This window comes from Tessaracoccus rhinocerotis, from assembly GCF_007197885.1.
In the GTDB taxonomy this organism is placed as follows: Bacteria; Actinomycetota; Actinomycetes; order Propionibacteriales; family Propionibacteriaceae; genus Arachnia; species Arachnia rhinocerotis.
On record NZ_VKKG01000001.1, the window covers coordinates 420963 to 446771 of the forward strand.

At 70.8% G+C, this 25809-nt stretch carries 16 protein-coding genes; 11 read left to right on the forward strand and 5 right to left on the reverse strand.

Annotation, left to right across the window (positions count from 1 at the left end; genetic code table 11):
* Positions 1 to 47 precede the first annotated feature (47 nt).
* Entirely contained in the window at positions 48 to 494 is a 447-nt protein-coding gene (locus FOJ82_RS02005) for a ribose-5-phosphate isomerase (RefSeq protein WP_143936770.1), read from the reverse strand.
* A 64-nt stretch (positions 495 to 558) separates the two neighbouring features.
* Between FOJ82_RS02005 and FOJ82_RS02010 the strand changes: the two genes are divergently transcribed.
* Entirely contained in the window at positions 559 to 1791 is a 1233-nt protein-coding gene (locus FOJ82_RS02010; RefSeq protein ID WP_185975580.1) for a GNAT family N-acetyltransferase, read from the forward strand.
* A gap of 3 nt (positions 1792 to 1794) precedes the next feature.
* Here FOJ82_RS02010 and ligA read toward each other — a convergent pair whose 3' ends face one another.
* Entirely contained in the window at positions 1795 to 3921 is a 2127-nt protein-coding gene (gene ligA / locus FOJ82_RS02015; RefSeq protein ID WP_246099705.1) for an NAD-dependent DNA ligase LigA, read from the reverse strand.
* Between the two features lie 110 nt (positions 3922 to 4031).
* Here ligA and pepN point away from each other — a divergent pair, with 110 nt between their 5' ends.
* The 10 genes from pepN (at position 4032) to FOJ82_RS02065 (ending at position 21573) form a co-directional block, all read left to right on the forward strand.
* Positions 4032 to 6611 carry an aminopeptidase N gene (gene pepN, locus FOJ82_RS02020; protein WP_143936772.1) on the forward strand — a complete coding sequence of 860 codons (2580 nt, stop codon included), beginning with the start codon at positions 4032 to 4034 and terminating at the stop codon, positions 6609 to 6611.
* Positions 6612 to 6731: 120 nt separating this feature from the next.
* Positions 6732 to 6962, forward strand: a complete 231-nt coding sequence (locus FOJ82_RS02025; protein WP_143936773.1) for a hypothetical protein — start codon at positions 6732 to 6734, stop codon at positions 6960 to 6962.
* A 10-nt stretch (positions 6963 to 6972) separates the two neighbouring features.
* Positions 6973 to 7518, forward strand: coding sequence for a bifunctional pyr operon transcriptional regulator/uracil phosphoribosyltransferase PyrR (gene pyrR / locus FOJ82_RS02030; protein WP_143936774.1), 546 nt, complete (start codon positions 6973 to 6975; stop codon positions 7516 to 7518).
* A complete protein-coding gene (locus tag FOJ82_RS02035) occupies positions 7515 to 8450 on the forward strand; it encodes an aspartate carbamoyltransferase catalytic subunit (protein ID WP_143936775.1) in 936 nt (311 codons plus the stop codon). Before pyrR ends, FOJ82_RS02035 begins: the two co-directional genes overlap by 4 nt.
* A 4-nt stretch (positions 8451 to 8454) precedes the next feature.
* On the forward strand, positions 8455 to 9714 hold the full coding sequence (locus FOJ82_RS02040) for a dihydroorotase (protein WP_143936776.1): 1260 nt from the start codon (positions 8455 to 8457) through the stop codon (positions 9712 to 9714).
* Positions 9715 to 9837: 123 nt separating this feature from the next.
* Entirely contained in the window at positions 9838 to 10698 is an 861-nt protein-coding gene (locus tag FOJ82_RS02045; RefSeq protein WP_246099707.1) for a beta-galactosidase, read from the forward strand.
* A complete protein-coding gene (locus FOJ82_RS02050; RefSeq protein ID WP_143936777.1) occupies positions 10653 to 14345 on the forward strand; it encodes a beta galactosidase jelly roll domain-containing protein in 3693 nt (1230 codons plus the stop codon). Before FOJ82_RS02045 ends, FOJ82_RS02050 begins: the two co-directional genes overlap by 46 nt.
* A gap of 272 nt (positions 14346 to 14617) precedes the next feature.
* Positions 14618 to 16066: an NADP-dependent phosphogluconate dehydrogenase gene (gndA, locus tag FOJ82_RS02055; protein ID WP_143936778.1), complete on the forward strand. Its 1449-nt coding sequence runs from the start codon at positions 14618 to 14620 to the stop codon at positions 16064 to 16066.
* A 37-nt stretch (positions 16067 to 16103) separates the two neighbouring features.
* The gene (locus FOJ82_RS02060) at positions 16104 to 20699 is read left to right on the forward strand and encodes an ATP-dependent helicase (RefSeq protein ID WP_143936779.1); all 4596 of its coding nucleotides are present in this window, start codon (positions 16104 to 16106) and stop codon (positions 20697 to 20699) included.
* Positions 20692 to 21573 (forward strand): DNA-formamidopyrimidine glycosylase family protein, encoded by an 882-nt coding sequence (locus tag FOJ82_RS02065; RefSeq protein ID WP_143936780.1) that lies wholly within the window; start codon positions 20692 to 20694, stop codon positions 21571 to 21573. Before FOJ82_RS02060 ends, FOJ82_RS02065 begins: the two co-directional genes overlap by 8 nt.
* A 21-nt stretch (positions 21574 to 21594) precedes the next feature.
* Here the strand turns inward: FOJ82_RS02065 and FOJ82_RS02070 are convergent, their stop codons facing one another.
* From FOJ82_RS02070 to FOJ82_RS02080, 3 genes are read right to left on the reverse strand one after another with little or no spacing between them, the layout of a single operon-like run.
* On the reverse strand, positions 21595 to 22056 hold the full coding sequence (locus FOJ82_RS02070; protein ID WP_143936781.1) for a ribose-5-phosphate isomerase: 462 nt from the start codon (positions 22054 to 22056) through the stop codon (positions 21595 to 21597).
* On the reverse strand, positions 22028 to 23806 hold the full coding sequence (locus tag FOJ82_RS02075; protein WP_143936782.1) for a dihydroxyacetone kinase family protein: 1779 nt from the start codon (positions 23804 to 23806) through the stop codon (positions 22028 to 22030). Before FOJ82_RS02075 ends, FOJ82_RS02070 begins: the two co-directional genes overlap by 29 nt.
* Positions 23803 to 25803, reverse strand: a complete 2001-nt coding sequence (locus FOJ82_RS02080) for a right-handed parallel beta-helix repeat-containing protein (protein WP_143936783.1) — start codon at positions 25801 to 25803, stop codon at positions 23803 to 23805. The genes FOJ82_RS02075 and FOJ82_RS02080 overlap by 4 nt, the downstream gene beginning before the upstream one ends.
* Positions 25804 to 25809: the final 6 nt, after the last annotated feature.

The window sequence follows — 25809 nt, forward strand, 5'->3', positions numbered from 1 at the left end:
CAGCAGCGGCCGCGCGGGCCCGGGGCAGGCCCGAACCCGCGCGCGGATCAGCCCTGGTTCTCGTAGGCCCGCATCTGCTCGACGCGGCGCGCGTGGCGCTCGTCGCCGGAGAACGGGGTGTTGAGGAACGTGTCGACGATCTCCCACGCCTCCTCGTGCGACTGCATCCGCCCGCCGAGAGAGACGATGTTGGCGTCGTTGTGCTCGCGGGCCAGGCGCGCCAGTTCGGGGTTGTAGGCCAGTGCGGCGCGGATGCCCTTGACCTTGTTGGCGGCCATCTGCTCGCCGTTGCCGGAGCCGCCGAGCACGATTCCGATTCCGCTCTCGGCTGAAACCGCCTCCGCGGCGGGGATGACCAGTTCCGGGTAGTCGTCGAGGGGCTCATAGGTCTCGGCGCCGTGGTCCACGACCTCGTGTCCCGCCTCGGTGAGCCGTGCGACGAGGTAGTTCTTCAGCTCGAACGCAGCATGGTCAGTGGCAATGTGAACTCGCATGGGCCCAATCTATTCCACTGAACACCGCCCGGCGCACGCGCCCGGCACCGTTAGGCTCGAAGGCATGCCTGAGGTCCAGACCATTCCCGTGACCACTGAACTAACCCCGGAGCTGCGCACCTACGCCGAGTCGATGCGCGACGGCTTCTTCGAGTCCCCTCCCACCGAGAAGGGGCTCGAGGTTTGGCACTCCTACCTGCTTGCCGACGGAACCCGCCTGCGCCGCATCATGTCCGAGGAGGAACGCCCGTTCGGCCTCAAGGACCATCCCGTGGCCACCTTCGCGTCGTGGGACGGCACCATCAACACCGGCACCGAGTTGGCGCCCACCAACTTCATCACCGACGTGACGGTGCAGGCCAGCCACCGTCGACGCGGCCTGATGAACCGACTGATGACCACCGATCTAACCGAGGCGCGCGAGCGCGGGGACGTGTTCGCCGTCCTGACCGCCACGGACGCCCGCATCTACGGCCGGTTCGGGTTCGGCGTGACCGCCACCGCGCGTCGCATCGAGATCAACACCGGATCCCGCTTCCAACTGCGCACCGAGCCCACTGGGCGCGCAGTGTTCGCGGAGGCTGCGAGTATCACCGGGCTGCGCCGCGAGCTGTTCGAGAAGTTCCATGCCTCGCAGTTCTTGTCGGTGGGTCGCGCCGCCCACTACTGGGGATCGAAGTTCGACTGGTCCACCCAGAAGCCGCGCGACGAGCGGGCAGCGGTCCACTTCGCCGAGGACGGCACCCCTGACGCGACGATGGTGTTCGAGGTCATGGAGGACCACATCCAGATCATCGACCTGCTGGGCCTCACCTCCCGGGCCGAGATCGAACTGCTCCGGTTGATCGGGCAGGCGGAGGGCCACGAGAAGGTGGTGTGGCCGCGCTGCCACGACCCACGACACCCGCTGCCGTGGGCGATGGTGGACTCCCGCGTGGTGCAGACCATCAAGGAGTTCGACACCATCTGGATCCGGATCCTCGACGTCGAGCGCGCCCTGTCCAGTCGGGCCTACGACGTCGACGGCGAGGCCGTCCTGGCCGTGACCGACACGCTGGACTGGTGCACCGGCACCTACCGGGTCCAGGTCAGCGGTGGCCGCGCGACGGTCACGCGCACCGACGCCGATCCTGACGCCGTGCTCTCCATGGAGGGGCTCTCCCCCCTGTACTCGGGCATCCAGGACGCGGCCGGGCTGGCCGCGGCAGGTCACGCCGAGGGCAGCCAAGAGGGACTGGCGAAGGTCAGCCGCCTGTTCGGGAAGGCGCAGCCCCCCGTCGCGGCCTCGATCTTCTAGGCCTCAGGCCGACGGCTCGGCGCCCCGCAAGGCGTCGGGCCCTCCGGCGAGCAGGCGGCGGAAGCCGTCCTCGTCGAGGATTGGGCGGCCCAACTGCTCGGCCTTGTCCGCCTTGCTGCCCGCGTTCTCGCCGACGACGACGAAGTCGGTCTTCCTGCTGACCGACCCCGACGCCTTGCCGCCGCGCGCGAGGATCGCCTCCTTCGCCTCGTCCCGGCTGAACCCCTCGAGGCTCCCGGTCACCACGACGGTCAGGCCCTCGAGGGTGCGGGGCGCGGAGTCGTCCACGTCGTCGGCCATCCGCACGCCGGAGTCCGCCCATTCCGCGACGATCTCCTGGTGCCAGTCCACCTTGAACCACTCCACGACGGACTCGGCGATGACCTGGCCGACGCCGTCGGCCGAGGCGAGCTCGTCCACCGACGCCGCCCGGATCGCGTCGATCGAGACGAACCGGGTGGCCAGCGAGCGGGCCGCCGTCGGGCCGACGTGCCGAATGGACAGAGCCACCAGCACCCGCCACAGGGGCTGCGACTTCGCCTCCTGCAGGTTCGCCAGCAGCTTCTCCCCCACGCTGGAGAGCACCCGACCGTCTCGGATGCCGCCGGGCAGTTCCTCGGGCCGCTCCAGCTCGGATTTCTTGGCCGCGCGGGTGTAGAAGTCGGTCCGCACCAGGTCCTCGGCCGTCAGGTCGAACAGGCCCGACTCGTCGCTGAGCAGCCCCGACCCGAGGAGCGCGGAGGCGCCCTCCCAGCCGAGGGCCTCGATGTCCAGCGCCGAGCGGGAGGCGAGCGCGAACATCCGCTCGCGCAGCTGGCTGGGGCAGGAGCGCGAGTTGGGGCAGCGGATGTCCTTGTCGCCCTCCTTCTCCGGGCGCAACTCGGTGCCGCAGGCTGGGCAGTGCGTGGGCATCACGAAGGCCCGCTCGCTGCCGTCGCGCAGGGCGACGACGGGGGCCACGATCTCCGGGATCACGTCACCGGCCTTGCGGAGCACGACGGTGTCGCCGATCAGGACACCCTTGCGCTCCACCTCGAAGGCGTTGTGCAGGGTGGCCATCTCCACGGTGGAGCCGGAGACGACCACGGGCTCCATCACGCCGTACGGGGTCACGCGGCCGGTCCGGCCCACGTTCACCCGGATGTCGAGGAGCTTGGTGTTGACCTCCTCCGGTGGGTACTTGTAGGCGATCGCCCAGCGTGGCGCGCGTGACGTCGTGCCCATCCGCGACTGCTCGGCGAAGTCGTCGACCTTCACCACGATGCCGTCGATCTCGTGCTCGACGTCGTGGCGGTGCTCGCCGTAGTGGGCGACGAAGGCCTCCACCTCCTCGACGCTGTCCACCACCTTGTAGCGCTCGCTGACGGGCAGTCCCCACTCCGCGAGCTTGGCGTAGGTTTCGCTCTGCGAGCCGACGTCGAGCCCGCCCCGTTCCCCGACGCCGTGCACGATCATCCGGAGCTTGCGGCTGGCCGTGACGCCGGGATCCTTCTGCCGCAGGGAGCCGGCGGCGGTGTTGCGGGGGTTGGCGAAGGGGGCCTTGCCGGCGGCCACCAGGGACGCGTTCAGCTCGTCGAAGTCCGCCACTGGGAAGAACACCTCGCCGCGCACCTCGAGCTCCGCGGGCCAGTCGTCACCGGCCAGCCGGTGCGGGATGCCGCGCACGGTCTCGACGTTGGGGGTCACGTCCTCACCCACCCGGCCATCGCCGCGGGTGGCCCCGACCCGCAGCCGACCGTCGAGGTAGAGCAGGTTGATGGCCAGCCCGTCGATCTTGAGTTCACACAGGTAGCGCGCCGCGTTGGTGCGCGCCAGCCATGCGGTGAGTTCCTCGGCGCTGAAGACGTTGTCCAGACTGAGCATCCGCTGCCGGTGCTCGACCGGCTTGAAGTCGGTGATCCGCGCGGCCCCGACCTTTTGGGTGACCGAGTCGGGCGCCACCAGTTCGGGATGCTCGGCCTCGAGCTGCTGGAGCGTGCGCATCGCCTCGTCGTAGGCCTCGTCCGACATGGTGGGCGCGTCGGCGCCGTAGTACGCCTCCTGGGCCGCCTCGAGGATGCCGTTGAGTTCGGTCCACCGCTGGCGCAGTTCGTCAGTGGGCTCCGGGGCGTTCGGCGTGGCCATCGTCATGGACCAATGCTGGCACAGTGGTAGGACAATGAGGTCGGACAACTCTTTGCCGCAACCGCTAACATCGCAGGGTTTGATCCGCCGCCACTGACCAGATTGGGAAATCGAAGATGCCAACCGCAAACATCACACGCGACGATGCCGCCGAGCGTTCGGAGCTGGTGACTGCAAAGGCCTACCGGGTCACCGTCGACGTCACGGGGGCCGGGGTCGACGACCCCGAGCGCCTGTTCGTCTCCACCACCGAGCTGGACCTGGACGCCACCGGCGGGGCGACCCACCTGGACCTGATCGCGGCCGAGGTGACCTCCGCCACCGTCGACGGCGAGTCCATCGACACCTCCGGCTTCGACGGCTTTCGGCTGCCGCTGCCCGAACTGGCCGAGGGTGCCCACACCGTCGTCGTCAAGGCGGTGTGCCGCTACTCCCGCACCGGCGAGGGCCTGCACCGCTTCGTGGACCAGGCCGACGGCCGGGTGTACCTGTACTCGCAGTTCGAGACCGCCGACGCGCGGCGGATGTTCGCCAACTTCGAGCAGCCCGACCAGAAGGCGACCTTCCAGCTGACCGTCCTCGCGCCGATCAACTGGGTCGTGTTCACCAACGCAGCCGGGATCTCCCCCGAGGACCTCGGCGACGGCGTCGGCCGCTGGGAGCACGCCCCCACCCCGCGCGTGTCCACCTACATCACCGCACTCGTGGCCGGCGAGTACCACTTCGTCGACACCGAGATCACCACCGACGGCCGCTCGATCCCCGCGCGCATCGCCTGTCGGCAGTCGGTGGCCCAGCACCTGGACGCCGAGCGCATCCACACCACCACCCAGCGTGGCTTCGAGGTGTTCGAGGAGGCCTTCCAGACCCCCTACGCCTTCGACTCCTACGACCAGATCTTCGTGCCCGAGTTCAACGCCGGCGCCATGGAGAACGCCGGCTGCGTCACGTTCCGCGACGAGTACCTGTTCCGCTCACGCGTCACCGCCCGCGAGATGGAGGCCCGTGACAACACGATCCTCCACGAGCTGGCGCACATGTGGTTCGGAGACCTCGTGACGATGCGCTGGTGGGACGACCTGTGGCTGAACGAGTCCTTCGCCGAGTGGGCCTCCAGCTTCGCCGCCGACGAGATCTCGCGGCGCTGGGGCGGCGGGGCGAACCCCTGGGCATCGTTCAGCAACGAGCGCAAGGCCTGGGCCTACCTCCAGGACCAGCTCAGCACCACTCACCCGATCGCCGCCGACATGAGCGACCTCGACAAGGTGGAACAGAACTTCGACGGCATCACCTACGCCAAGGGCGCCTCCGTCCTGAAGTTGCTGGTGTCCTTCGTCGGCCGCGAGGACTTCCTCAGGGGCGTCGCCGCCTACTTCGCCAAGCACTCGTGGGGCAACACGGAACTGCGCGACCTGCTCGTCGAACTCGAGGCCACCTCCGGCCGCGACCTGTCCTGGTTCTCCGGCGAATGGCTGGAGACGGCGGGCGTGAACACCCTGCGCGCAGACTTCGACGTCGATGACGAGGGCCGCTTCACGCGCTTCGCCGTCACCCAGAGCGCCCATCCCGAATGGCCCACGCTGCGCACGCACCGCCTCGGGATCGGTCTCTACTCGATGGCCGATGACGAACTCGGCCGGGTGCACTACGTCGAGACCGACGTGAAGGGCGCCACCACGGAGGTCCCCGAACTGGTCGGCGTGCAGCGCGGCGACGTCGTGCTCCTCAACGACGGCGACCTGACCTACGCCAAGGTCCGCCTGGACGACGCGTCCGTCGCCGCGCTGGTGGCCGGCATCGACCGCCTCCGCGACCCGCTCGCCCGCGCTGTGACCTGGGGCTGCTTCTGGGACTCCGTGCGCGACGCCGAGATCGCCCCGCAGGACTTCGTCTCCCTCGCCCTGGCAGGACTCGCCAGCGAGGAGGACATGGCGGCCGTCACCACCGTGGCCAACCAGGCAGCGGTCTGCTCCACCCGCTTCATGGCACCCGAGTTGCGCGACGAGGCGAACAACCGCCTCGTCACCGGCCTGGCGCGGCTGCTGAAGGAGGCCGAGCCGGCCTCGGACAAGCAGCTGATCTTCGCGAAGACCCTGATCGGCGTCGCCCGGTCCGCCACGGCACTGGACCTCATCAAGGCCTGGCTCGAGGGCGAGGAGGTGCCGCAAGGTCTCGCGGTCGACACCGCCGTGCGCTGGTCCATCTTGTCCACCCTCGCCGCCCGCGGCGTCGCCGGCCACGCCGAGATCGATGCCGAACTGGCCCGGGACAACACCAACGCCGGCGCCGAGCGCGCGGCCGGTGCCCGCGCCGGCATGCCCGACGCCGAGTCCAAGGCGGAGGCCTGGCGACTGGTGACGGCGGACCCGGACGTCCCCAATGAGACGCACCGTTCCATCGTGATGGGCTTCCACCGCTACGGGCAGGAGGAGGCCCTGGCGCCGTACGCGGACAAGTACAAGGAGGTCGCCGGCCAGATCGCCCGCCGTGAGGGCATCTGGGGCGAGCGCGGCTACGCCACCATCGGCAACGTGTTGCGGTTCGGGTTCCCCGACACCATCGTCGATGACGCCCTCGTGGCGGACTTCGAGGCCTGGCTCGGCACCGTGGAGCACGACCAGGTACGCCGTTCCGTCACCGAGCGCCTCGACGAGGCCCGCCGCACTCTGCGGGTCCAGCAGGCCAGTCGCGGCTGAGACCCCCGGGCGCGGACGTGGGTGGAGCGGACGGCACCGGAGACGGAGCCGCCCGCTCCACCCGTCCGGGCGGGTGTTCGCGGGAGACTCGACGCCGGCGTTTCGAGTAAGGTGCTGCCCATGAACTGGATGCTCCCCCTCGAAACGCTGCCGGGCTGGCCCGAGGCGGCGGACGTCTCGTACTCCCAGCTGCTCTTCCTGATCCTGATCGCACCGCTCGCGGTCGGCGTCGTGGTCTCGCTGCTGGCCTGGACCCCGAAGCTTGCGGCCCGGTTCCGCGGCGAGGAGCCAGCAGCAGGCACCGAGGTGGCCCGCCGCGAGCAGGCCCCCTCCCCCGAGCACGCCGCCTGAGCCCGGCGGGATGAGCGAGCCGACCACGGTCCTCTCCGCGGAGGAGATGTCGCGCGCCATCCGGCGCATGTCGCACGAACTGCTCGAGCTCGACGCGGGCGCCGACGACGTGGTGCTGCTCGGCATCATCACCCGCGGCGTTCCGCTCGCGCACCGGGTGGCAGCGGCCATCGCCGATGCCGAGGGCACGTCAGTCCCCGTCGGGGAACTGGACATCACGATGTACCGCGACGACCTGCGCGACAACCCCACCCGGCCCGTCGGCCGCACGGTGATCCCGCGCAGCCTCGACGACGCGGTCGTCGTCCTCGTCGATGACGTGCTGAACTCCGGCCGCACCGTCCAGGCCGCCCTGCACGCCATCGCCGACCTCGGCCGGCCCCGCCGCATCCAGCTCATGGTGCTGGTGGACCGCGGCCACCGGGAACTCCCGATCCAGGCCGACGTCGTCGGCAAGGACCTCCCGACCTCGCGCTCGGAGCGGGTTCGGGTGCACGTCGCCGAGCTGGACGGCGTCGACGAGGTGCTCATCGAACGAACAGAAGGCCGCGCGTGAAGCACCTCCTCAGCATCTCGGACCTGACCGACGCCGAACTGGCGATGGTCCTCGACACGGCCGAGGAGATGCACGACGTGCAGTCCCGGTCGATCAAGAAGCTGCCCGCACTGCGCGGTCGCACCGTCGTCAACCTATTCTTCGAGGACTCGACCCGCACGCGCTCGTCGTTCGAGTTGGCCGCGAAGTGGCTCTCCGCCGACGCCATCAACGTCTCCGCGAAGGGCTCCTCGGCCTCCAAGGGCGAATCGATGAAGGACACCCTGCTCACGCTGGACGCGATGGGCGTGGACGCGATCATCATGCGCCACGCCGGATCCGGCTCCGTGGCCCAGGCCGCCGGCTGGGTCCGGGCGAGCATGGTCAACGCGGGCGACGGAATGCACGAGCACCCGACGCAGGCCCTGCTGGATGCGCACGCGATGCTGCGGCACTTCCGCAAGCACGAAATGGGCAGCCTCGAGGGCAAGCGCGTGGCCATCACCGGTGACCTGCTGCACTCCCGGGTGGTCCGCTCCAACGTCCTGCTGCTGCCCCGCCTCGGCGCGCACGTCACGCTGGTGGCGCCCCCGACGCTCCTGCCCTCCGGTGTGCGCAGCTGGGGCGTCGAGGTCACCCACGACCTCGACGAGGTGCTCCCGGAGGTGGACGTCGCCATGATGCTACGGGTGCAGCGCGAACGCATGCACGGCGGCTACTTCCCCTCGGAGCGGGAGTACATCGCCGGCTACGGCCTCACCGCCGCCCGCCTCTCGAGGCTCAAGGAGGGCGCCGTGATCGCACACCCCGGCCCGATGAACCGCGGCCTGGAGATCTCCTCGGACGCCGCCGACAGCGCCGGCTCGCTGGTCCTCGACCAGGTCTCGGCCGGTGTCGCGGTGCGGATGAGCATCCTCTACCACCTGCTCGCGGGCAACACCCCAGAAAGCTGATCGCATGACCAACCTGACCATTGCCGGTGCCGCGCTCGCGGACGGCTCCCGCACCGACCTGCACATCGCCGACGGCCGCCTCGTGGCCGAGGCGCCGTCGGGCGCGGAGCGGATCGATGCCGACGGCCTGGTGGCGCTGCCCGGACTGGTGGACCTGCACACCCACCTGCGCGAGCCGGGGCGCGAGGACACCGAGACGGTCGAGTCGGGTTCCCGCGCCGCCGCCCGGGGTGGCTTCACGTGCGTGCACGCCATGGCCAACACCCAGCCCGTCACCGACACCGCCGAGAAGGCCGAGCACGTGCTCGACCTCGGCAGAGCCGCGGGGCTGGTGCAGGTGGTGCCGGTGGGGGCGATCACCAAGGGCCTCGCAGGCACCGAGCTCGCCGAGCTGGGCCTGATGCACGACTCGCGGGCGGGCGTGAACGTCTTCTCCGACGACGGCGTGTGCGTGATGGACGCCGGCATCATGCGGCGCGCGTTCGAGTGGGTCAGCCGCTTCGGCGGCCTGCTCGCGCAGCACGCCCAGGACTCCAACCTCGCCGGGCCGGGCGCCTGCTGCCACGAGGGCGAGCTGTCGGGCCGGCTGGGGCTGCCGGGCTGGCCGCCCGTGGCGGAGTCCGTGATCATCGCGCGCGACGTGCAGCTCGCCGAGGCCACCGGCTCCCGACTGCACGTGTGCCACGTCTCCACCTCCGAGGGGGTCGAGGTGATCCGCTGGGCGAAGGCGCGCGGCATCGCCGTCACCGCCGAGGTCACCCCGCACCACCTGTTGCTCACGACGTCGGAGCTTGCCGGCTACGACACCACCTACAAGGTGAACCCGCCGCTTCGCACCGACGAGCACGTCGAGTCACTGCGCGCAGCCCTGGCGGACGGGACCATCGACACCGTCGGCACGGACCACGCCCCCCACGCGGCCCACGACAAGGACCATGCGTTCGTCGACGCCCGCCCCGGCATGCTCGGGCTGGAGCAGGCCCTCGCGGTGGTCATGGAGACGATGGCCGAGCGGCTCGACTGGGCCGGGATCGCCGACCGAATGAGCATCGCACCCGCCCGCATCGGCGGCGTCGCGGGGCAGGGCCGGCCGCTGGCCGTCGGGGAGCCCGCCAACCTGGTCCTCGTGGACCCGGAGCGGCGCACGACGGTGGACCGTGCGGCCTCCGCCTCGCGCAGCCGCAACAACCCGTACCACGGCCGCAGCCTCCCCGACCCCGTCGAGCTGACGCTGTTCCGCGGGAGGATCACGCACCGCCGTTGACCCGGAGGACACCGCCCGACCACTCGCAGTGAGCGAACCGGACTCCCTGCTTGCCGGAATCGGGAGCCCGTTGCCAGACTCGCAGTCACAACTCTGCAATGACGCGAGGAAAGGGCTCCCAGCGTGCACAAGAAGCTCCTGTCCCAACTGGCGGTGGTCATCACCGTCCTGGCCATGGCCGTCGCCGGATTCGTCGCCTCCCCCACCGCCCGAGCGGTGGATCCGGAGGTCCATCAGGGCAACAAGGTCAACTTCCCCGGCAACGACGGTCAGCCGCACGAGGCCACGTGGGACAAGAACTCCTTCATGATCGACGGCGAACGCCTGCAGATCTGGTCGGGGGAACTCCACCACTGGCGCGTTCCGTCGGAGGACGGCTGGCGCGACGTGCTGCAGAAGCTCCGCGCATCTGGCTACAACGCCGTGTCCCTGTACTTCTTCTGGGGGATGCACCAGAGCGTCGAGGGCGGCGAGTTCGACTTCAGTGCGCCGCACAACATCGACAGGCTGCTCGAGATGGCGGCCGAGGAGGGCCTCTACGTCATCGCCCGCCCCGGCCCCTACGTCAACGCAGAGATCTCCATGGGTGGCCTGCCCGGGTTCATGGTGAACAAGAATGCGGGCTCGCTCCGATCCACCGACCCGAGCGTGTTGGAGCCGTCCAAGGCGTGGCTGAGTGCGTTCAACGACGTCGTCCGCGACCACCAGGTCACCGACGGCGGCGGCTCCGTGCTGCTCTACCAGATCGAGAACGAACTCCTCGGTGACCAGCAGTGGCGCAGGGACTTCCTGACGGCGCTGACCACCCACGTCGTGGACGACGGCATCACCGTGCCCGTGTTCCACAACGACTGGGGCATGGGCGGCCGGTTCAGCGACGTCGACACCTACGGCGCTGTGCGGAGTTCACCGACCCGGCCTTCACGCGCCAATGGGGCGTGGGCAACTTCGGCAACGGCGTCACCGCCTTCAACTACTACATGATCATCGGCGGCACGAACTGGGGCTACTCCGGTGCCCCGGCCTCGGGCTTCACCTCCTACGACTACGGCGCGGCCCTCGATGAGGACCGCACCATCACCCCGAAGCTGGCCACGCAGAAGGAGCTCGGCTACTTCCAGGACGCGCTGCCCGAACTCCTGACGATGGATCCGGTCGAGGCGCCCGCGGTCCAGGAGCACAACGGCGCGGCGGTCAAGGTTTACCAGCGCCAGGCCATCGAGGCACTCGACGACTCGGTCACCGGCAACGGTGCGCGCTACCTCGGCGCCCGCCTTGCCGACTCCAACAACACCACCGAGACCAGCTTCACAATCCCGCTGGTCCTCGACGAGGGTGAGGCCTCCCAGGGCCAGCAGTTCTCCGCGGATGACCGCGCCACCAGCCTGACCTTCGCGGGTGACTGGGAGCAGGTCGATGACGTCAGCGCCTACGAGGGCACCCTGACGCGGAGCGGCAACGCGGGTGACTCAGTGACGTTCACCTTCAACGGCACCGGCCTGGAGGTGATCGCGCCGCAGGGCAGCGACTACGGCATGGCCACCATCTCGTTGGATGGCGGCGCCACGCAGGAGTTCACGTCCTGGTACTACACGGACCAGAACGCCCCGACCCAGTCCGTGGTCCACACCGTCTCCGGACTGGCCCCCGGCCAGCACACGGTCACCATCACCGTCGCCGGCGAGGCCGCTCCCGAGAGCACCTCCGGCGGGACCACGGTGGCCATCGACGCCCTGAACGTCCTGGGCGGCAGCAGCGACGGCGGCATCCTCATCAACGACGACGCCGACTTCATCACCTACAGCGACGGTCACTGGACCTACGCCACCGGGCAGGCCTGGACCGCGGGCGACATCAACGGTGACGAGACCTTCTCCAACCTGGCGGGAGCCTCGTTCGAGTTCGAGTTCGAAGGCGTCGGCTTCCAGCTGATCGCCGCCCACTCCAGCAACCACGGCCCCGGCCGCGTATTCATCAACGACGTCGAGGTGGGACTCACCGAGGAGGAGGTCACCAACAACGCCGTCCCGCAGCAGGTGATCTTCGAGGCCATGGACCTGGAGCCCGGAACGCACACGGTGCGCGTCGAGCGGACCGGTGACTTCTTCCCCGGCGCCGAGGACCCCCGCGGCGCCTTCCTCTCGATCGATGCGGTCAAGGTCTACCCCACCGCCCCGGTGGTCGAGGAGCCCGAGGTTCCCACCGACGCCATCTCATGGCCCCGCATCCCGCAGCAGGAAGGCACGAAGCTGCACCTGCACGGCCGCGACGCCATCGCGCTGGCCGCCGACTTCAACATCGGCGACCAGGGCGTCTACTACACCACCTCCCAGCTGTTCGCCGAGCCGATCCTGACTGCCGACGGTCTGCTGCAGACCCTCGTCGGACACCCAGGGGACCCGGGAGAGACGGTGCTCGCCGTCGGCTCCGCCCACACCGTCGACGCGCCACAGGGCGTGACCACCACCTACGACGGGGAGAAAGGCCAACTGCGTCTCAACTACAGCCATGGGGCGCCGGTGGACGTCACGATCACCGATGCCGGCCAGACCACCGTGCTGCGCCTGATGGATCGCGATCATGCCGCCGACGTGTGGCAGATCGAGGGCAAGAGCGCGGCCGGCACCGGTAACGACTCGGTGATCGTGGACGGGGCGTACCTCGCTCGCACTGTGTCCTTCGAGGGCACCACCGCCCACATCACCGGTTCCATGGCCGCCGACGGTGAGCTCTCCGTCACCCTGCCCGCCGGCATCACGTCCTGGACGTGGAACGGCGCGACGCTCTCCGGCGTCGCCCCCGGACCGGAGACCGTTGCCGAGCCCGAACTCGACTGGGTGATGGCCACGGAGAACCCGGAATCCGCCATTGACTACGACGACTCCGAATGGACGCTCGCCAACGCCACCGATCCGCTGAACAGGTGGCAGGGCCCGGGCAGCAGCGGCGTCGTGCTGGACTCCAACCGGTACGGCTTCTTCGAGGGCTCGGTCTGGTACCGCGCCTCCTACAAGGCCGCAACCTCGAACCCGACGCTGACCTTCCGCGGCAACGGCGGCTCCGGAGTGCCGGGTCACGGCAAGAACCCCGCGTTCCTGCAGGTTTGGGTCAACGGCGTCTACGCCGGCGCCCGGTCAGCCTCCGGCGGCACCGTCACCGTCCCGGCCCCGGCCGGCACCGTCACCGCAGGAGAGGACGTCGTCGTGGCCGTGGTGGTGCACAACCTCGGCCACAACCTGGACTGGGGCGACGACGGGCTCTCGCGCCAGAACCGTGGACTCTACGAAGCCAACCTGGCCGCCTCCGGCGCGGTGTCCTGGAAGATCCACGGCGCCCAGTACACCGAGGCGGACGAGGCCGACCCGGTGCGCGGTCTCTACAACCGTGGTGGCCTCTACGGCGAGCGCGCCGGCTGGTACCTGCCCGGTTACCCGACCAGCGACTGGGCCTCCGCCTCCACCTTCGAGGCCGACGCCCCGGGGGTGGCCTGGTACCGCACCTCGGCGACGCTCGACGTACCCGAGGGCCAGGACACCGTCTGGCGCCTGGACATCGAGTCCAGCAGGTTCGATGCCGGCCGCACCGACGGCTCCCAGGTCAACATGTACGTCAACGGCTGGATGGTCGGCACCTACATCGGCGACATCGGCCCGCAGAACTCGTTCACCATCCCCGCCGGCTTCCTCAACAGCCACGGCGAGAACGAGATCGCGGTCTCCGTGGCCGCAAAGGCTGCAGGCATGGGACCGCAGGACATCCGCTTGGTCCAGGTGCACAGCACCACTGGAGCCCCTGCGGACTTCGATGCGACCGAGGCCCCTGAGTTCACCGAGCTCTCCGCAACGGTCTCCGTCAATGCCACCGAGGTTTCCGAAGGCGACGTCGTCACCGCCACTGGAGCGGCCGACGAACTGCCGGTGATCGCCGAGGGGGCCGACGTCGAGTTGCGCTACCTGTGGACCGCACCCGGTGGCGAGCCGGTCGTCGGCGAGGCATCGCGGGCACTGGTCGGCGCCGGCACTCACACGGTGCGGGCCGTGCTCGTCGACGTCGTCAGCGGGCAGACGCTGGCCACGAGCGGGCCGGTCGAGGTGCTCGTCGGCGATGGCAGCACTGCGGAGCCGACTGGGGAGCCGAACGAGGAGCCCACGGGCAGGCCCACGCAGGCCCCGACCAAGGTGCCGGGCCCTCGGCCCACCGCAACGGTCACGGCGGAGCCGGTGAACCTCTACACCACGCCGGGCTTCCACCTGGTCAACGGCCGCTCCTGGTACACCGAGTGCGAGCCGTACTCGATCACCAAGCGCTGCACCACCGAGATCTGGGCCACCCAGGTCGCGTTCACCGACGGGCGGTTCGTGAAGTCCACCGGCTGGGTGTTCAACAACCTCACCTACCTGCCCTCCCCGCGTGCAGTGTGGGCGGACAACCCGCTCGGCAACACCGGGGCATGGACCGCGGAGGACGGCCGCAAGTGGCACACCGAGTGCGACACGGCGGTGACCGGCAAGAACGGTTGTCGTTCCTACACCCTGACCAGCTTCGTGAAGTCGACGCAGAACGCCGACGGCACGTGGAGCTACGCGGTGGTGCGGGACTTCGTGTTCAACAACATGGTGCTGTTCAGCTGAACGCACTCTGAAGTGGCCAAGTGGCGCCGGGTCCCGCAGGGGCCCGGCGTCGCTGCTTCTCGTGCCGGAAACACCCCTCCGGCCCGACGCCGACCCGGGGCGTGAACAGCGGGCAGAGGCGTTTCGCAAGACTGACTCCCTCGACGGGGCCCGCCCATACACGATCGACGGGGACCGTCGGCCGCCGTGCAACTCAGTGCACGCGCGGGCCCGCGGCACCGCCGCCGGGATAGGGTGCTCACCAGGAATTCTTCATTTGTCGAAAGGCGAACATGACCAACCAGAGCCTCGCGAACGTCGGAGTGATCGGGATGGCGGTGATGGGGTCCAACCTCGCCCGCAACCTGGCCCGCAACGGATACGCGGTCGCCGTCTACAACCGGACCACGAGCAAGACCGACGCCGTCATCGCCGAGCACGGCCACGAGGGCGACTTCCGCCCGTCCGCCGAGCTGGCCGACTTCGTCGCGTCCCTCGAGCGCCCCCGCCGCATCATCATCATGGTGAAAGCAGGCCGCGGCACCGACGCCACCATCGACTCCCTCATCCCGCTGCTGGAGGAGGGCGACATCGTCGTCGACGGCGGCAACGCCAAGTTCCAGGACACCCGCCGCCGCGAGGAGAAGCTGCGTGGCCTCGGCCTCCACTTCGTCGGCGCCGGCATCTCCGGCGGCGAGGTGGGCGCCCTCGAGGGACCGTCCATCATGCCCGGCGGCTCCGTCGAGTCCTACCAGGCCCTCGGCCCCATCCTGGAGAAGATCTCCGCCAAGGTCGACGGCGAGCCCTGCGCCACCTACATCGGCACCGACGGTGCTGGTCACTTCGTGAAGATGGTGCACAACGGCATCGAGTACGCCGACATGCAGTTCATCGGCGAGGCCTACGTCCTCCTCAAGGCCCTCGGCCTCAACCACACGGAGATGGCCGACACCTTCGCCACCTGGAACACGGGCGACCTCGACTCCTACCTGATCGAGATCACCTCCGAGGTGCTGCGCAAGGTCGACGAGAAGACCGGCCAGCCGCTGGTGGACGTGATCGTGGACGCCGCCGGCATGAAGGGCACCGGCACCTGGACCGTGCAGGCCGCCCTCGACCTCGGCACGCCCGTCAACACCATCGCCGAGTCGGTCTTCGCCCGCGCGGTCTCCTCGCACCCCGAACTGCGCGCCGCCTCGCAGCAGGCGCTCAGCGGCCCCGACGGCACCTTCCAGGTGGCGGACCGCGACGCGTTCATCGACGCCATCCGCCAGGCCCTGTGGGCCAGCAAGGTGGTTGCCTACGCCCAGGGCCTGGACGAGATCCGCCAGGCGGGCGTCGAGTACGGCTGGGACATCAACGTCGCCGAGGTCGCCAAGATCTGGCGCGCCGGCTGCATCATCCGCGCCAAGCTGCTTGAGCGCATCCGCTCCGAGTACGCCGCCGGAAACCTGGTCACCCTGCTCGAGGCCCCGTCCGTGGCCGCCGACCTCGCCGCCGCGCAGGACGGCTGGCGCGAGGTCATCGCCACCGCTGTTCGGGCCGGCGTCCCCGTCCCCGGGTTCAGCGCCGCACTGGCCCACTACGACCAGGCCCGCGCGCCGCGCCTAAACGCCTCCCTCACCCAGGGCCTGCGGGACTACTTCGGTGCGCACACCTACCGTCGCACCGACGCCGAGGGCACGTTCCACACCAACTGGAGCACCGACGGCAGCGAGGTCGCCGCGGAGGACACCCACTGATCCCGCGGATGTCGGTGGGGCAGGGCAGACTTGCCCCATGACCTCTGAGCACGACGCGCTGGCCCGGTTCTCCGGGCCGGCGCGTTCGTGGTTCCGGGAGGTCTTCTCCTCCCCCACTCCCGTGCAGTCGGCCGCCTGGGACGCCATCGCGCAGGGCCACCACGCGCTCGTCGTGGCACCCACCGGCTCCGGCAAGACGCTGGCCGCCTTCTTCCACGCCCTCGACCGGCTCTCAACGCGGCCGAAACCGCCGGGCACCGGCACCCGCGTGGTGTACCTGTCACCACTCAAGGCCCTCGGCGTCGACGTCGAGCGCAACCTGCGCGCGCCGCTGGTGGGGATCCGGCGCACCGCGGAGCGGCTGGGACAGGACGTCCCCGACGTGACAGTCGGCGTCCGCTCGGGGGACACCACCCCACGGGAGCGCTCCGCACTGGTCCGGCGCCCGCCCGACATCCTCATCACCACTCCCGAGTCGCTCTACCTGATGCTGACGTCGGCTGCCCAGTCCACACTGACCGACGTCGAGACCGTCATCATCGACGAGATCCACGCCATCGCCGGCACCAAGCGCGGTTCGCACCTCGCGCTCAGCCTCGAGCGCCTCGACGCCCTCGCCGGACGCGACGTCCAGCGGGTTGCCCTGTCCGCGACGGTCCGTCCGATCGAGACGGTGGCCGCCTTCCTCGGCGGCAACCGGCCCGTCGAGGTGGTGGCACCACCAGCGGAGAAGGACTGGGAGGTCTCCGTCCGCCTCAACGTGCCCGACATCACCCGGCCCGGCCCACCGCCGGGCACTGTCCCCGAACCGGTCGACCCGCTGCTGGACGCCCCTGCCGAGACCACCGAGTCGCTGTGGCCGCACGTCGAGGCCGACGTCTATGAATCGGTCATGGAGGGCAGGTCCACGCTCGTTTTCACCAACTCGCGCCGAACCGCCGAGCGCCTGACCGCCCGGCTGAACGAGATCTGGGCGGAGCAGCACGACCCGGACTCCCTCGCCCCACCCTCCCGTCGCCCACCCGCACAGGTGATGGCGGCCTCCGACGAGGTGGGGGCCGCGCCAGCGGTGATCGCCCGCGCGCACCACGGCTCGGTCAGCAAGGAGGCGCGCGCGCAGATCGAGGCGGCGCTGAAGTCCGGTGAGCTGCGGTGCGTGGTGGCGACGTCGTCGCTCGAGCTCGGCATCGACATGGGCGCAGTGGACCGGGTGATCCAGGTCTCGGCGCCGCCGTCGGTGGCCAGTGCCCTGCAACGCATCGGCAGGGCCGGGCACGACGTCGGCGCCACCTCCCATGGAACGGTCTACCCCCTGTTCCGGGGAGACCTGGTGCCCGCCGCTGTCGTGACCGAGCGAATGCTGCGCGGGGAGATCGAGGAAGTCCACATCCCCCGCTCGCCGCTGGACGTGCTGGCGCAGCAGACGGTCGCCGCCGCGGTCGCGACCGGCGAGGCGGGCCTGGAGGTGGACCAGTGGTACGAGTCGGTGCGCCGGGCCATGCCCTACGCCGGGCTCGACCGCGCCCTGTTCGACTCGGTGGTGGAGCTGCTGACCGGGGCCTACCCGAGCGCCGACTTCGGTGACCTGCGGGCACGCCTCGTGGAGTCCGACGGGCGCCTCCACGCCCGGCCGGGAGCGCTCCGGCTGGCGGTCATCTCCGGCGGAACCATCCCGGACCGCGGCCTGTTCGGGGTGTTCCTCGCCGGCGAGGAGGGCCCCGGGCGCAGGGTCGGCGAGCTCGACGAGGAGATGGTCTACGAGTCCCGGGTGGGCGACGTGTTCGCCCTCGGCGCGTCGTCGTGGCGGATCGTCGAGATCACCCGGGACCAGGTGCTGGTGGTACCTGCTCCCGGGCACACGGGCCGCCTGCCGTTCTGGCACGGCGAGCAGGAATCCCGGCCCGCGGAGCTGGGCCGCCAGATCGGTCGCTTCCACCGCGAGGTGCTGCGCCGCCCCGAGCGCCTCGAGCGGCCCGAGCTGGAGCCGTACGTGCGCGAGAACATCCGCAGCTACCTGGCCGAGCAGCGGGAGGCCACCGGCCAGGTCCCCGACGACACCACCGTCCTCGTCGAGCGGTTCCGCGACGAGGTCGGAGACTGGCGCTTCGTGCTCCACAGCCCGCTGGGCCGGGCCGTGTTGGCGCCCTGGGCGCTGGCCATCGGCGCCTCGCTGCAGGCGGCCACCGGCGTCGCGGTCGTCCCGACCGCCTCCGACGACGCCATCATCTGGCGGCTCCCCGACAGCGAGGCGGCCGAGCACATCATCGACCACATCCTGCCGGACCCTGACGACATCGCGGACCTCGTCACCACAGAGGTGGGCGGCACCGCCCTGTTCGCAGCCAGGTTCCGCGAGTGCGCGGCCCGCGCGCTGCTCCTGCCCCAGCGGGATCCCAGCCGCCGCAGTCCGCTGTGGCAGCAGCGCCAGCGAGCGAGCCAACTCCTCGAGGTGGCGAGGCACCACCCACGCTTCCCCATCATCATCGAGACGGTCCGGGAGGTCCTCCAGGACGTCTACGACCTGCCGGGTCTGACCGAGCTGCTGCGAGCGCTCCGGAGCGGCAGGGTCCGCGTGGTCGAGGTCACCACACCCACTCCCAGCCCGTTCGCCGCCAGCATGCTGTTCCGCTACACGGGTGAGTTCATGTACTCCGGGGACACGCCACTCGCCGAGCGCCGCGCGGCCACCCTCTCGATGGACCCGGCACTCCTGGCTGCCGTGCTGGGCACGGTGGACCTGCGCGAGCTCCTCGACCTCGAGGTGATCGAGGAGGTCGAGGCGGAGCTCCAGCACACCGCTCCCGAACGCCGGGTCCGCTCCGCCGAGGAACTGGCGGACCTGCCGCGCCTGCTCGGCCCGATCCCGCTGGAGGACCTGCCGCAGCGGGCCACCGACGAGTTCGCACCCGGACTCGACGACGCTGTGGCGGCCCTCGCCGGGCGCGTGTTCGTGGTGCAGTTGGCGGGTCGGCCCCACCTGGTGGCCGCCGCCGACCTGGGCCTGCTGCGGGACGCCCTTGGCCTGCCGCTGCCGCCCGGCGCCCCCGAGTCTGCAACCGAACCCGGCCGCGATCCCCTGACCCAGCTGGTGCTGCGCCACGCCCGCACTCACGCACCCTTCACCACGGCGCAGGTGGCCTCCGCATTCCGTCTGGGCACCGCCACGGCAGAGCTGGTGCTGGAGCGGGAGCTGGCGGCCAAACGACTGGTCAAGGGCCACTTCACGCCGGGACGCACGGAGGCCGAGTACGCAGACCCGGAGGTCCTGCGCCGGATCCGCAGCCGCTGCCTCAACGCCGCCAGGGCCCAGATCCAGCCGGTCTCCACCTCCGGCCTCGCCCGTTTCCTCGCCTCCTGGCACGGCATCGACGAGCGGCCCTCCTCCAGCCCCGACGAGGTGCTGCTCGCGTTGCAGCGGTTGGGCGGGGCGGCCCTGCCCGCGAGCGCGTGGGAGACGCACGTCCTGCCCGCCCGGCTGCGGGACTACTCCCCGGCGCACCTGGACACCCTCATCGCCGAGGGCGAGGTGCTGGTCCGGGTGCGCGGGGCGCTGGGGCCCGAGGACCCGCTGGTGGCGTTGGTCCCGGTGGGAGACCTGGACCTGCTCGCCCCGGCCGCCGCGGCGGACCCGGCCCTTCAGGGGTTGGCGGACAAGGTCGCGGAGACTGGCGGCCTGTTCACGGAGCTGCGGTCCGCGCTGGACGGGCAGGACGCCCCCGTGAGCACGCCAGAACTGTTGGAGTCGTGGTGGCGGACGGCCGAGGCGGGACTGATCGCCCCGTCGTCCCTGGCCCCGGTGCGCGCCCGTGTCGGCGGGCCGACACGAGCGGGGCACAAGAGCCCCCGCAGCAACCCGCGCTCGCGAGCACGTCTGCCCCGCCCCGGACGGGCGCTGCTCGCCCGTCCCGGACTCGACGGCGCCCCACCGACGGTGGCGGGCCGCTGGTACCGGGTGTCGGACCCGCGGTTGGAGGTCGCCGAGCAGGCGGTCGCCCGGGTCTCGGCCTGGCTGGAGCGCCACGGTGTGATCACCCGCGGCGCCGTCGTCGCCGAGGACAACGAGGGCGGGTTCGCGGCCGCGTACCGCGTGCTCGCCGAGCTGGAGCGGGCCGGGAAGGTGGTGCGGGGATACGTCGTGGAGGGGCTGGGCGGCTCCCAGTTCGCCACGTCGGCCACCATCGACCACATCCGGGCCTTCGCCGACAGCCCGGACGAGACCACCTGGCCCTCCGGCAAGCGCCGGCCCACACCCGCCGTGCTGTCCGCACTCGATCCGGCCAACCCGTACGGCAGCGTGATCGGCTGGCCACCACACCCGAGCGCGCGGGTCTCGCGGGCGGTGGGGGCGGTGGTGGTGCTGGCGGACGGGCTGTGCCTGGCGCACCTGACCCGTGGCGGGCGCAACCTGACCGTCTTCGACCCTCCCGACGGCGCGGGCCAGGACCGCGCCACGCGTGTCTCCCTGGTGGGAGCGGCGCTGCAGCAGGCCGTCGACGAGAAGCGGATGGCGCGCATCCGGATCGAGGAGATCGACGGCGCCCGCGCTGGTGTCGGCCCGGACGTGGAGGCGCTCCTGCAGGCCGGCGCTCGGATCACGCCACGCGGGGTCTCGTTCGAGGCGCGTCGTGCCTGAGGGTGACTCGGTGTACCAGCTCGCCCGCCGGCTCGAGCCGCTCACCGGCCGGACGGTGACGGGCTGGGACGCTCGCACCCCCGCGCTGGCCACCACCGACGCCACCGGCGCCGTCGTCCGCCGGGTGTGGCCGTGGGGCAAGCACCTGTTCTGGGAACTCGCCACCCCCGAGGGCAGCGACATCCTCCACACCCACCTGAAGATGGAGGGCCACTGGCGGATCCATCCTGCAGGGACGCGCTGGTCGGAGCCAGCGCACACCGCGCGGATCGTGGTGCGGGTCTCCGGCGCGACGGACGGCGCACCGGAGGTGGAGCTCGTCGGCCACTCGCTCGGCCTCGTCGAGCTGTGGCCGGCGGCACAGTACCCCGCCCGGACGGCCCACCTCGGTCCCGACCCCCTCGGCCCCGACTGGGACTCCCCCGGACGGTGGCCGCGCCCGGGCCGCGACGAGGCGGTCGCGAGACTGGCCGCCCTGAGGGCGACAACGATTGGCGAGGCCCTGCTGGACCAACGGGTCCTGGCCGGTCTGGGCACCATCTACCGGGCCGAGACGTGCTTCCTCTCTGGCATCCACCCCGCCTCGGACGTCGGCCGGCTGGACCCCGAGCAGGTGGTGGACCTGGCCGCCCGCCTGCTGCAGTTCAACCACGACCGTCCCGTCCGAGTGTTCACCGGCAACGAGCGCCGGGGGGCCAACACCTGGGTCCACGGCCGCACGCACAGGCCGTGCCACCGCTGCGGCGCCGCGATCCGCCAGGCCGAGCTGGGCGGCGCGCACTCGGTGGCGGACCCGAAGGTGGACCAGCAGCGCGCCATCTGGTGGTGCCCGAACTGCCAGCCGCTGCTGCGGGAACCTGGCACGGCCAATTGATTCAGCCCGCTGGAGGCTTGATCAGTGGTCGCGTTCGTATTCGCAGATCACGGCCACCTTCTCCGCCGACGGCGAGTCGGGATCGAACTCGTGGTCCAGGAACTCGGAGGCCAGTCGCAGGGCGAGATCCAAACCGATGACGCGCTGCCCCAGGCAGAGCACCTGGGCGTCGTTGGACATGACCAGCCGCTCCACCGAGTAGGAGTCGTGGGCGGTGCTGGCGCGGATCCCGGACACCTTGTTCGCCGCGATCGCCACGCCCATCCCGGTGCCGCAGACGAAGATCCCCCGGTCCGCCCTCCCCTCGGCGATGAGCTCGGCCCCGGCCACCGCGAGATGCGGGTACGCGCTCGCGTCCGAGACGTCGCCGACCCCCACGTCGATTACCTCGTCGACCCTGGGATGCTGCCGCAACCGCTCCGCTATCGCGTCCTTGTACCCGACACCGGCCTGGTCAGCCGCGAGCACCACTCGAAGACCCATGGTCCGCCTCCTCCCCGGGGTGGTTCGCCGGTTCGCCGAGCACCTCGGCGACGGCGTTGACGCAGAGCGCGAAGGACAGGGCCCCCGGGTCCGGGTGCCCGATGCTGCGCTCGGCCAGCGGGCGGGCGCGCCCCAACTTCGGGCGCAGCGCCGACGTCGCGGCCGCACGCTCCGTGGCCACCGCTGCCGCACCAGCCCAGGCATCGGGAACGGCTCGTCCGTCCCCGAGCGCCGCGGCGAGTTCGTCGCGGAACGGTGCGGCGGCGTCGATGATCGTCTTGTCTCCCGGCTGGGCACCGCCGAGGTTGGCCACCGCCTCCACGTAGGCGGCGACACCGCGCGCGACGACCTCCGGTGTGACGGGCTCCTCGTTCCCGGCCGCCCTGGCGAAGGCGCGCAGGCCGGCACCCCAGAGGACTCCGGAGGCGCCACCTGCGTTGTCGGCCCAGGCGTCCGCGGCGGCCTCGAGCACGCCGCCGGCGCCCCAACCTGCTGCCTGTGCCGCGTGAGCCGCAGTGGTGGCGAAGTCCACGCCGCGGAGCATCCCCCGCCCGTGGTCGCCGTCGCCGGCGATGGCGTCGCTGCGCCCCAGTTCGTCCTCGGCCCCACGCAGCACCTCCAACATGGCCTCCAGTGAGCTGACCACCCGTCGGGCAGCGCTGCGGGAGGCGTCGGAGCCGGTCGCCGGCACGGACGCGCGCTCCTCGACAGGATCCTCGGACGCGGCCCGCGTCGCGGACCGCCCGGGGGGCGGCACTGCGCCCCTGCGCCAGGCCGGGGTGTCGGCCGGGTCCAGCCACAGCTGTTCGAGTTCTTCGTCCAGCCAACACAGGGTCAGCGAGACCCCGCCCATGTCGAGGCTGGTGACCAGTTCCCCGACCTCCGGCGCCACCAGTTCCAGACCTTGGTCCCGCAGGAGTCGTGCCACGATCCCCCAGAGCAGGAACAACTCCTCGTACTTGGTGCACCCGAGCCCGTTGAGGATGGGCGCCACGCGCGGCCCGGAACCGTCGGGGCGTTCGGCCAGCAAGCGGGAGACCAGCATCTCGGCCAGTTCCGAGGCCGGCCGCCAGGGCACGTCCTCGAGGCCGGGTTCGCCGTGGATCCCGAGCCCAAGCCCCATCATCTTGTCCGGGACCGTGAAGTGCGGCTCGTCCGCTCCCGGGAACGTGCAGCCGGAGAAGGCGACCCCGATGGTGAACGTGAGGTCGTTCGCGTGGTTGCCCACGCGTTCCACCTCGTCGATGTCCCAGCCCCGCTCGGCAGCGGCCCCCATGACCTTGAACACAACGAAGTCCCCGGCGATGCCGCGACGCTTGTCTCGTTCGTGGGGACCGGCGCTGGCGACGTCGTCGGTGACCACCACCTGGCGGGCATCGATGCCCTCGTCGCGCAGGCGGTCGCCGGCGCTGCCGAAGTTCATGACGTCGCCCGCGTAGTTGCCGTAAGTGTAGATGACCCCGGCGCCGCTGTTGGCCGCCCGCCCGACCCCGTAGGCGTGCGTGGTCGACGGCGAGGTGAACAGGTTCCCGATGATGGCACCGTCGGCGAAGCCGGGGCCGACCAAGCCCGCGAAGGCCGGGTAGTGGCCCGATCCCCCGCCCACGAGCACGGCCACCTTCGGGCCGGGTGGTGCGCCGGTGCGAACGACGCCGCCGGTGACACCTCGCACCCGGTCGGAGTACAGGTCGACGAAACCGGCCACGGCTTCGTCCGTGAACTCGGCTGGGTCGTTGTGGATGGTCGTCATGTTCTGTCTCCCCAGGTTCGACGTCGAGGTGTTCGGGTGGGCGGTCGCCAGACCACCGTTGAGGTTCGTCCTGCCGTCAGCGCAACCAGTGGGCCGGCAGCGCGGCGGCCTCCCGCGAGGCTTCCGACGAGGTCGGTGTCGAGCACCAGTTCCCCGCCGTCGTGCGCCTCGAAGTCGGCGTCCACGAGGCGGGCTCGTCCCAGCTGTCGGCCGGTGACGGCGGGTTGTCCGGCCAGGTCGAACTCCGCGGGGAGGTCGGCCTCCAGCACCAGCGTCCCGTCGTCCGTTGCCCGGACCCGGATCCAGCCGCCGGGCAGCCGGGTCGCCCCGATCTCCCACGCGTGCGCCTTGGCGCCACCGAGGTAGACGTTGCCCTGGATGGTGACGCCCTGCCTCACGCCGTTGAAGCGGCGGTGGTCGCCCGGGCGGGATTCGGTGATCCGGAAGTACTCCTGCTCACCGGCTGGGAACCCGTCGTAGGGGTCCGTGCCCCAACCGACGAGCGCCTCGTCCGGGAGCGCCACGAGATAGGGTTCGGGCTCGCCCTCACCGGAGAAGATGTTGCCGATCAGCCTGTCGTCGCCGCCCTCGATGACGCCATAGCCGCGGATCCTGGTGCTGTGCGGCAGGTGGTATGGCGTCGCGCGGTCCCGCACCGGCTCCAACCGCAGCGATCCCAGGAACAGGTTGTTGACGTAGGCGCCACCCTGGGAGAAGTTCTCCAGCGACACGGGTGAGGCGAGGATGTTGTGGTCCACCACGTAGGGCCCGTGGCTGACCTCGACGAACAGGTCCCGGTTGTTGCCGTGCAGGACGTTGCGGGTGACCCGCGTGCCCTGTGTCTGCCAGTCCAGCCACACCGCGAGGGTGCAGTCGTGCACGTTGTTGCCCTCGATCCGCACGTCGATCGGCGCGTGCAGCTTGATGCCGGCGATCTCGTGGCCGTAGAACTGGCGGCGGGTGCCGATGTGGTGGATGTGGTTGTCGGCGATCGTCGAGAAGACGCACCCGAGGTGGCCCACGACCCCGTTCTGTCCGCAGTCACGGATGGTGTTGCGCCGCACGATGTGGGAGCCGACGCGCTCCCGGCCCCAACCCACGTCCTCGGCCGCGAACACCGCCTCGAGCTGGTACTGGTAGCCCGGCTTGTCCCGACGCACGCTGGCGAGGTTGTCTCCGGTGCGGGCGTCCTTGCCCAAGGAGATCGCGGAACACTTCGAGTGGTGGAGCAGGTTGTCTTCGATGATCCATCCCGTGGCCCAGTTGGGGCCCACCATCCCCGGCTGGTCGGCGGTCGGGGGCGCCCACGGCGTGGCACCGTGCCGGATCTCGAAGCCGCGCAGCGTGATGTGGTCCACGTGGTTGGCCTCGGGCTGGAAGACCGAGCGACGCACGTTGATCTCCACGAGCTCCCCCCGCGGGTCGGCGTCCCCGAAGTTCGCGTGGATGACCGTGGCGTCCTCGGCCACCTCGGCATGCCACACCAGCCGTGGACCCGACGGTGTGGGCTGCGGCACGCCCGTCCAGTCGTCGACGAGTTCGGTCTGCGGACCGGGCTCGACCACCGCTGCCACGGAGTGGACCTCGCTGAGCGCCTGACCGTTCAGGTAGACCTCGCCCAGGTGCACGGGTGGCTCGTCGGGGCCGGGCCGGACCAGCCAGTCCCCCCACACGGTCTCGGCGTACGGATTGAAGTCCCCGAAGACGGCGTTGTCGACGGCGGTTCGCCACACCCCGTCGCCGACGGACTCCCAGTCGGTGACCTCCTCGGAGCCGGCGAGGACGACGTGCTCACCCTCGGCTGCGGTGAACACGATGCGACGGTTGTGGCCGAGCCCGCCGTGCGGTGGCCTGACCCATTCCCGGTACACGCCCGCGTGCACCACGACGGTGTCACCCGGCCGGGCCCGCCGGGCAGCGGCGTTGACCGTGGCGAGCGGCCGGCGCACGGAGCCGTCGGCGTCGTCGGATCCCTGCTTCGAGACGTGGATGTCCATCGTTGA

Coding starts and splice junctions, on each gene's coding strand:
- FOJ82_RS02005 (WP_143936770.1), bottom strand. CDS start 494: ATGCGAGTTCACATTGCCACTGACCATGCTGCGTTCGAGCTGAAGAAC.
- FOJ82_RS02010 (WP_185975580.1), top strand. CDS start 559: ATGCCTGAGGTCCAGACCATTCCCGTGACCACTGAACTAACCCCGGAG.
- ligA (WP_246099705.1), bottom strand. CDS start 3,921: ATGACGATGGCCACGCCGAACGCCCCGGAGCCCACTGACGAACTGCGC.
- pepN (WP_143936772.1), top strand. CDS start 4,032: ATGCCAACCGCAAACATCACACGCGACGATGCCGCCGAGCGTTCGGAG.
- FOJ82_RS02025 (WP_143936773.1), top strand. CDS start 6,732: ATGAACTGGATGCTCCCCCTCGAAACGCTGCCGGGCTGGCCCGAGGCG.
- pyrR (WP_143936774.1), top strand. CDS start 6,973: ATGAGCGAGCCGACCACGGTCCTCTCCGCGGAGGAGATGTCGCGCGCC.
- FOJ82_RS02040 (WP_143936776.1), top strand. CDS start 8,455: ATGACCAACCTGACCATTGCCGGTGCCGCGCTCGCGGACGGCTCCCGC.
- gndA (WP_143936778.1), top strand. CDS start 14,618: ATGACCAACCAGAGCCTCGCGAACGTCGGAGTGATCGGGATGGCGGTG.
- FOJ82_RS02060 (WP_143936779.1), top strand. CDS start 16,104: ATGACCTCTGAGCACGACGCGCTGGCCCGGTTCTCCGGGCCGGCGCGT.
- FOJ82_RS02070 (WP_143936781.1), bottom strand. CDS start 22,056: ATGGGTCTTCGAGTGGTGCTCGCGGCTGACCAGGCCGGTGTCGGGTAC.
- FOJ82_RS02075 (WP_143936782.1), bottom strand. CDS start 23,806: ATGACGACCATCCACAACGACCCAGCCGAGTTCACGGACGAAGCCGTG.
- FOJ82_RS02080 (WP_143936783.1), bottom strand. CDS start 25,803: ATGGACATCCACGTCTCGAAGCAGGGATCCGACGACGCCGACGGCTCC.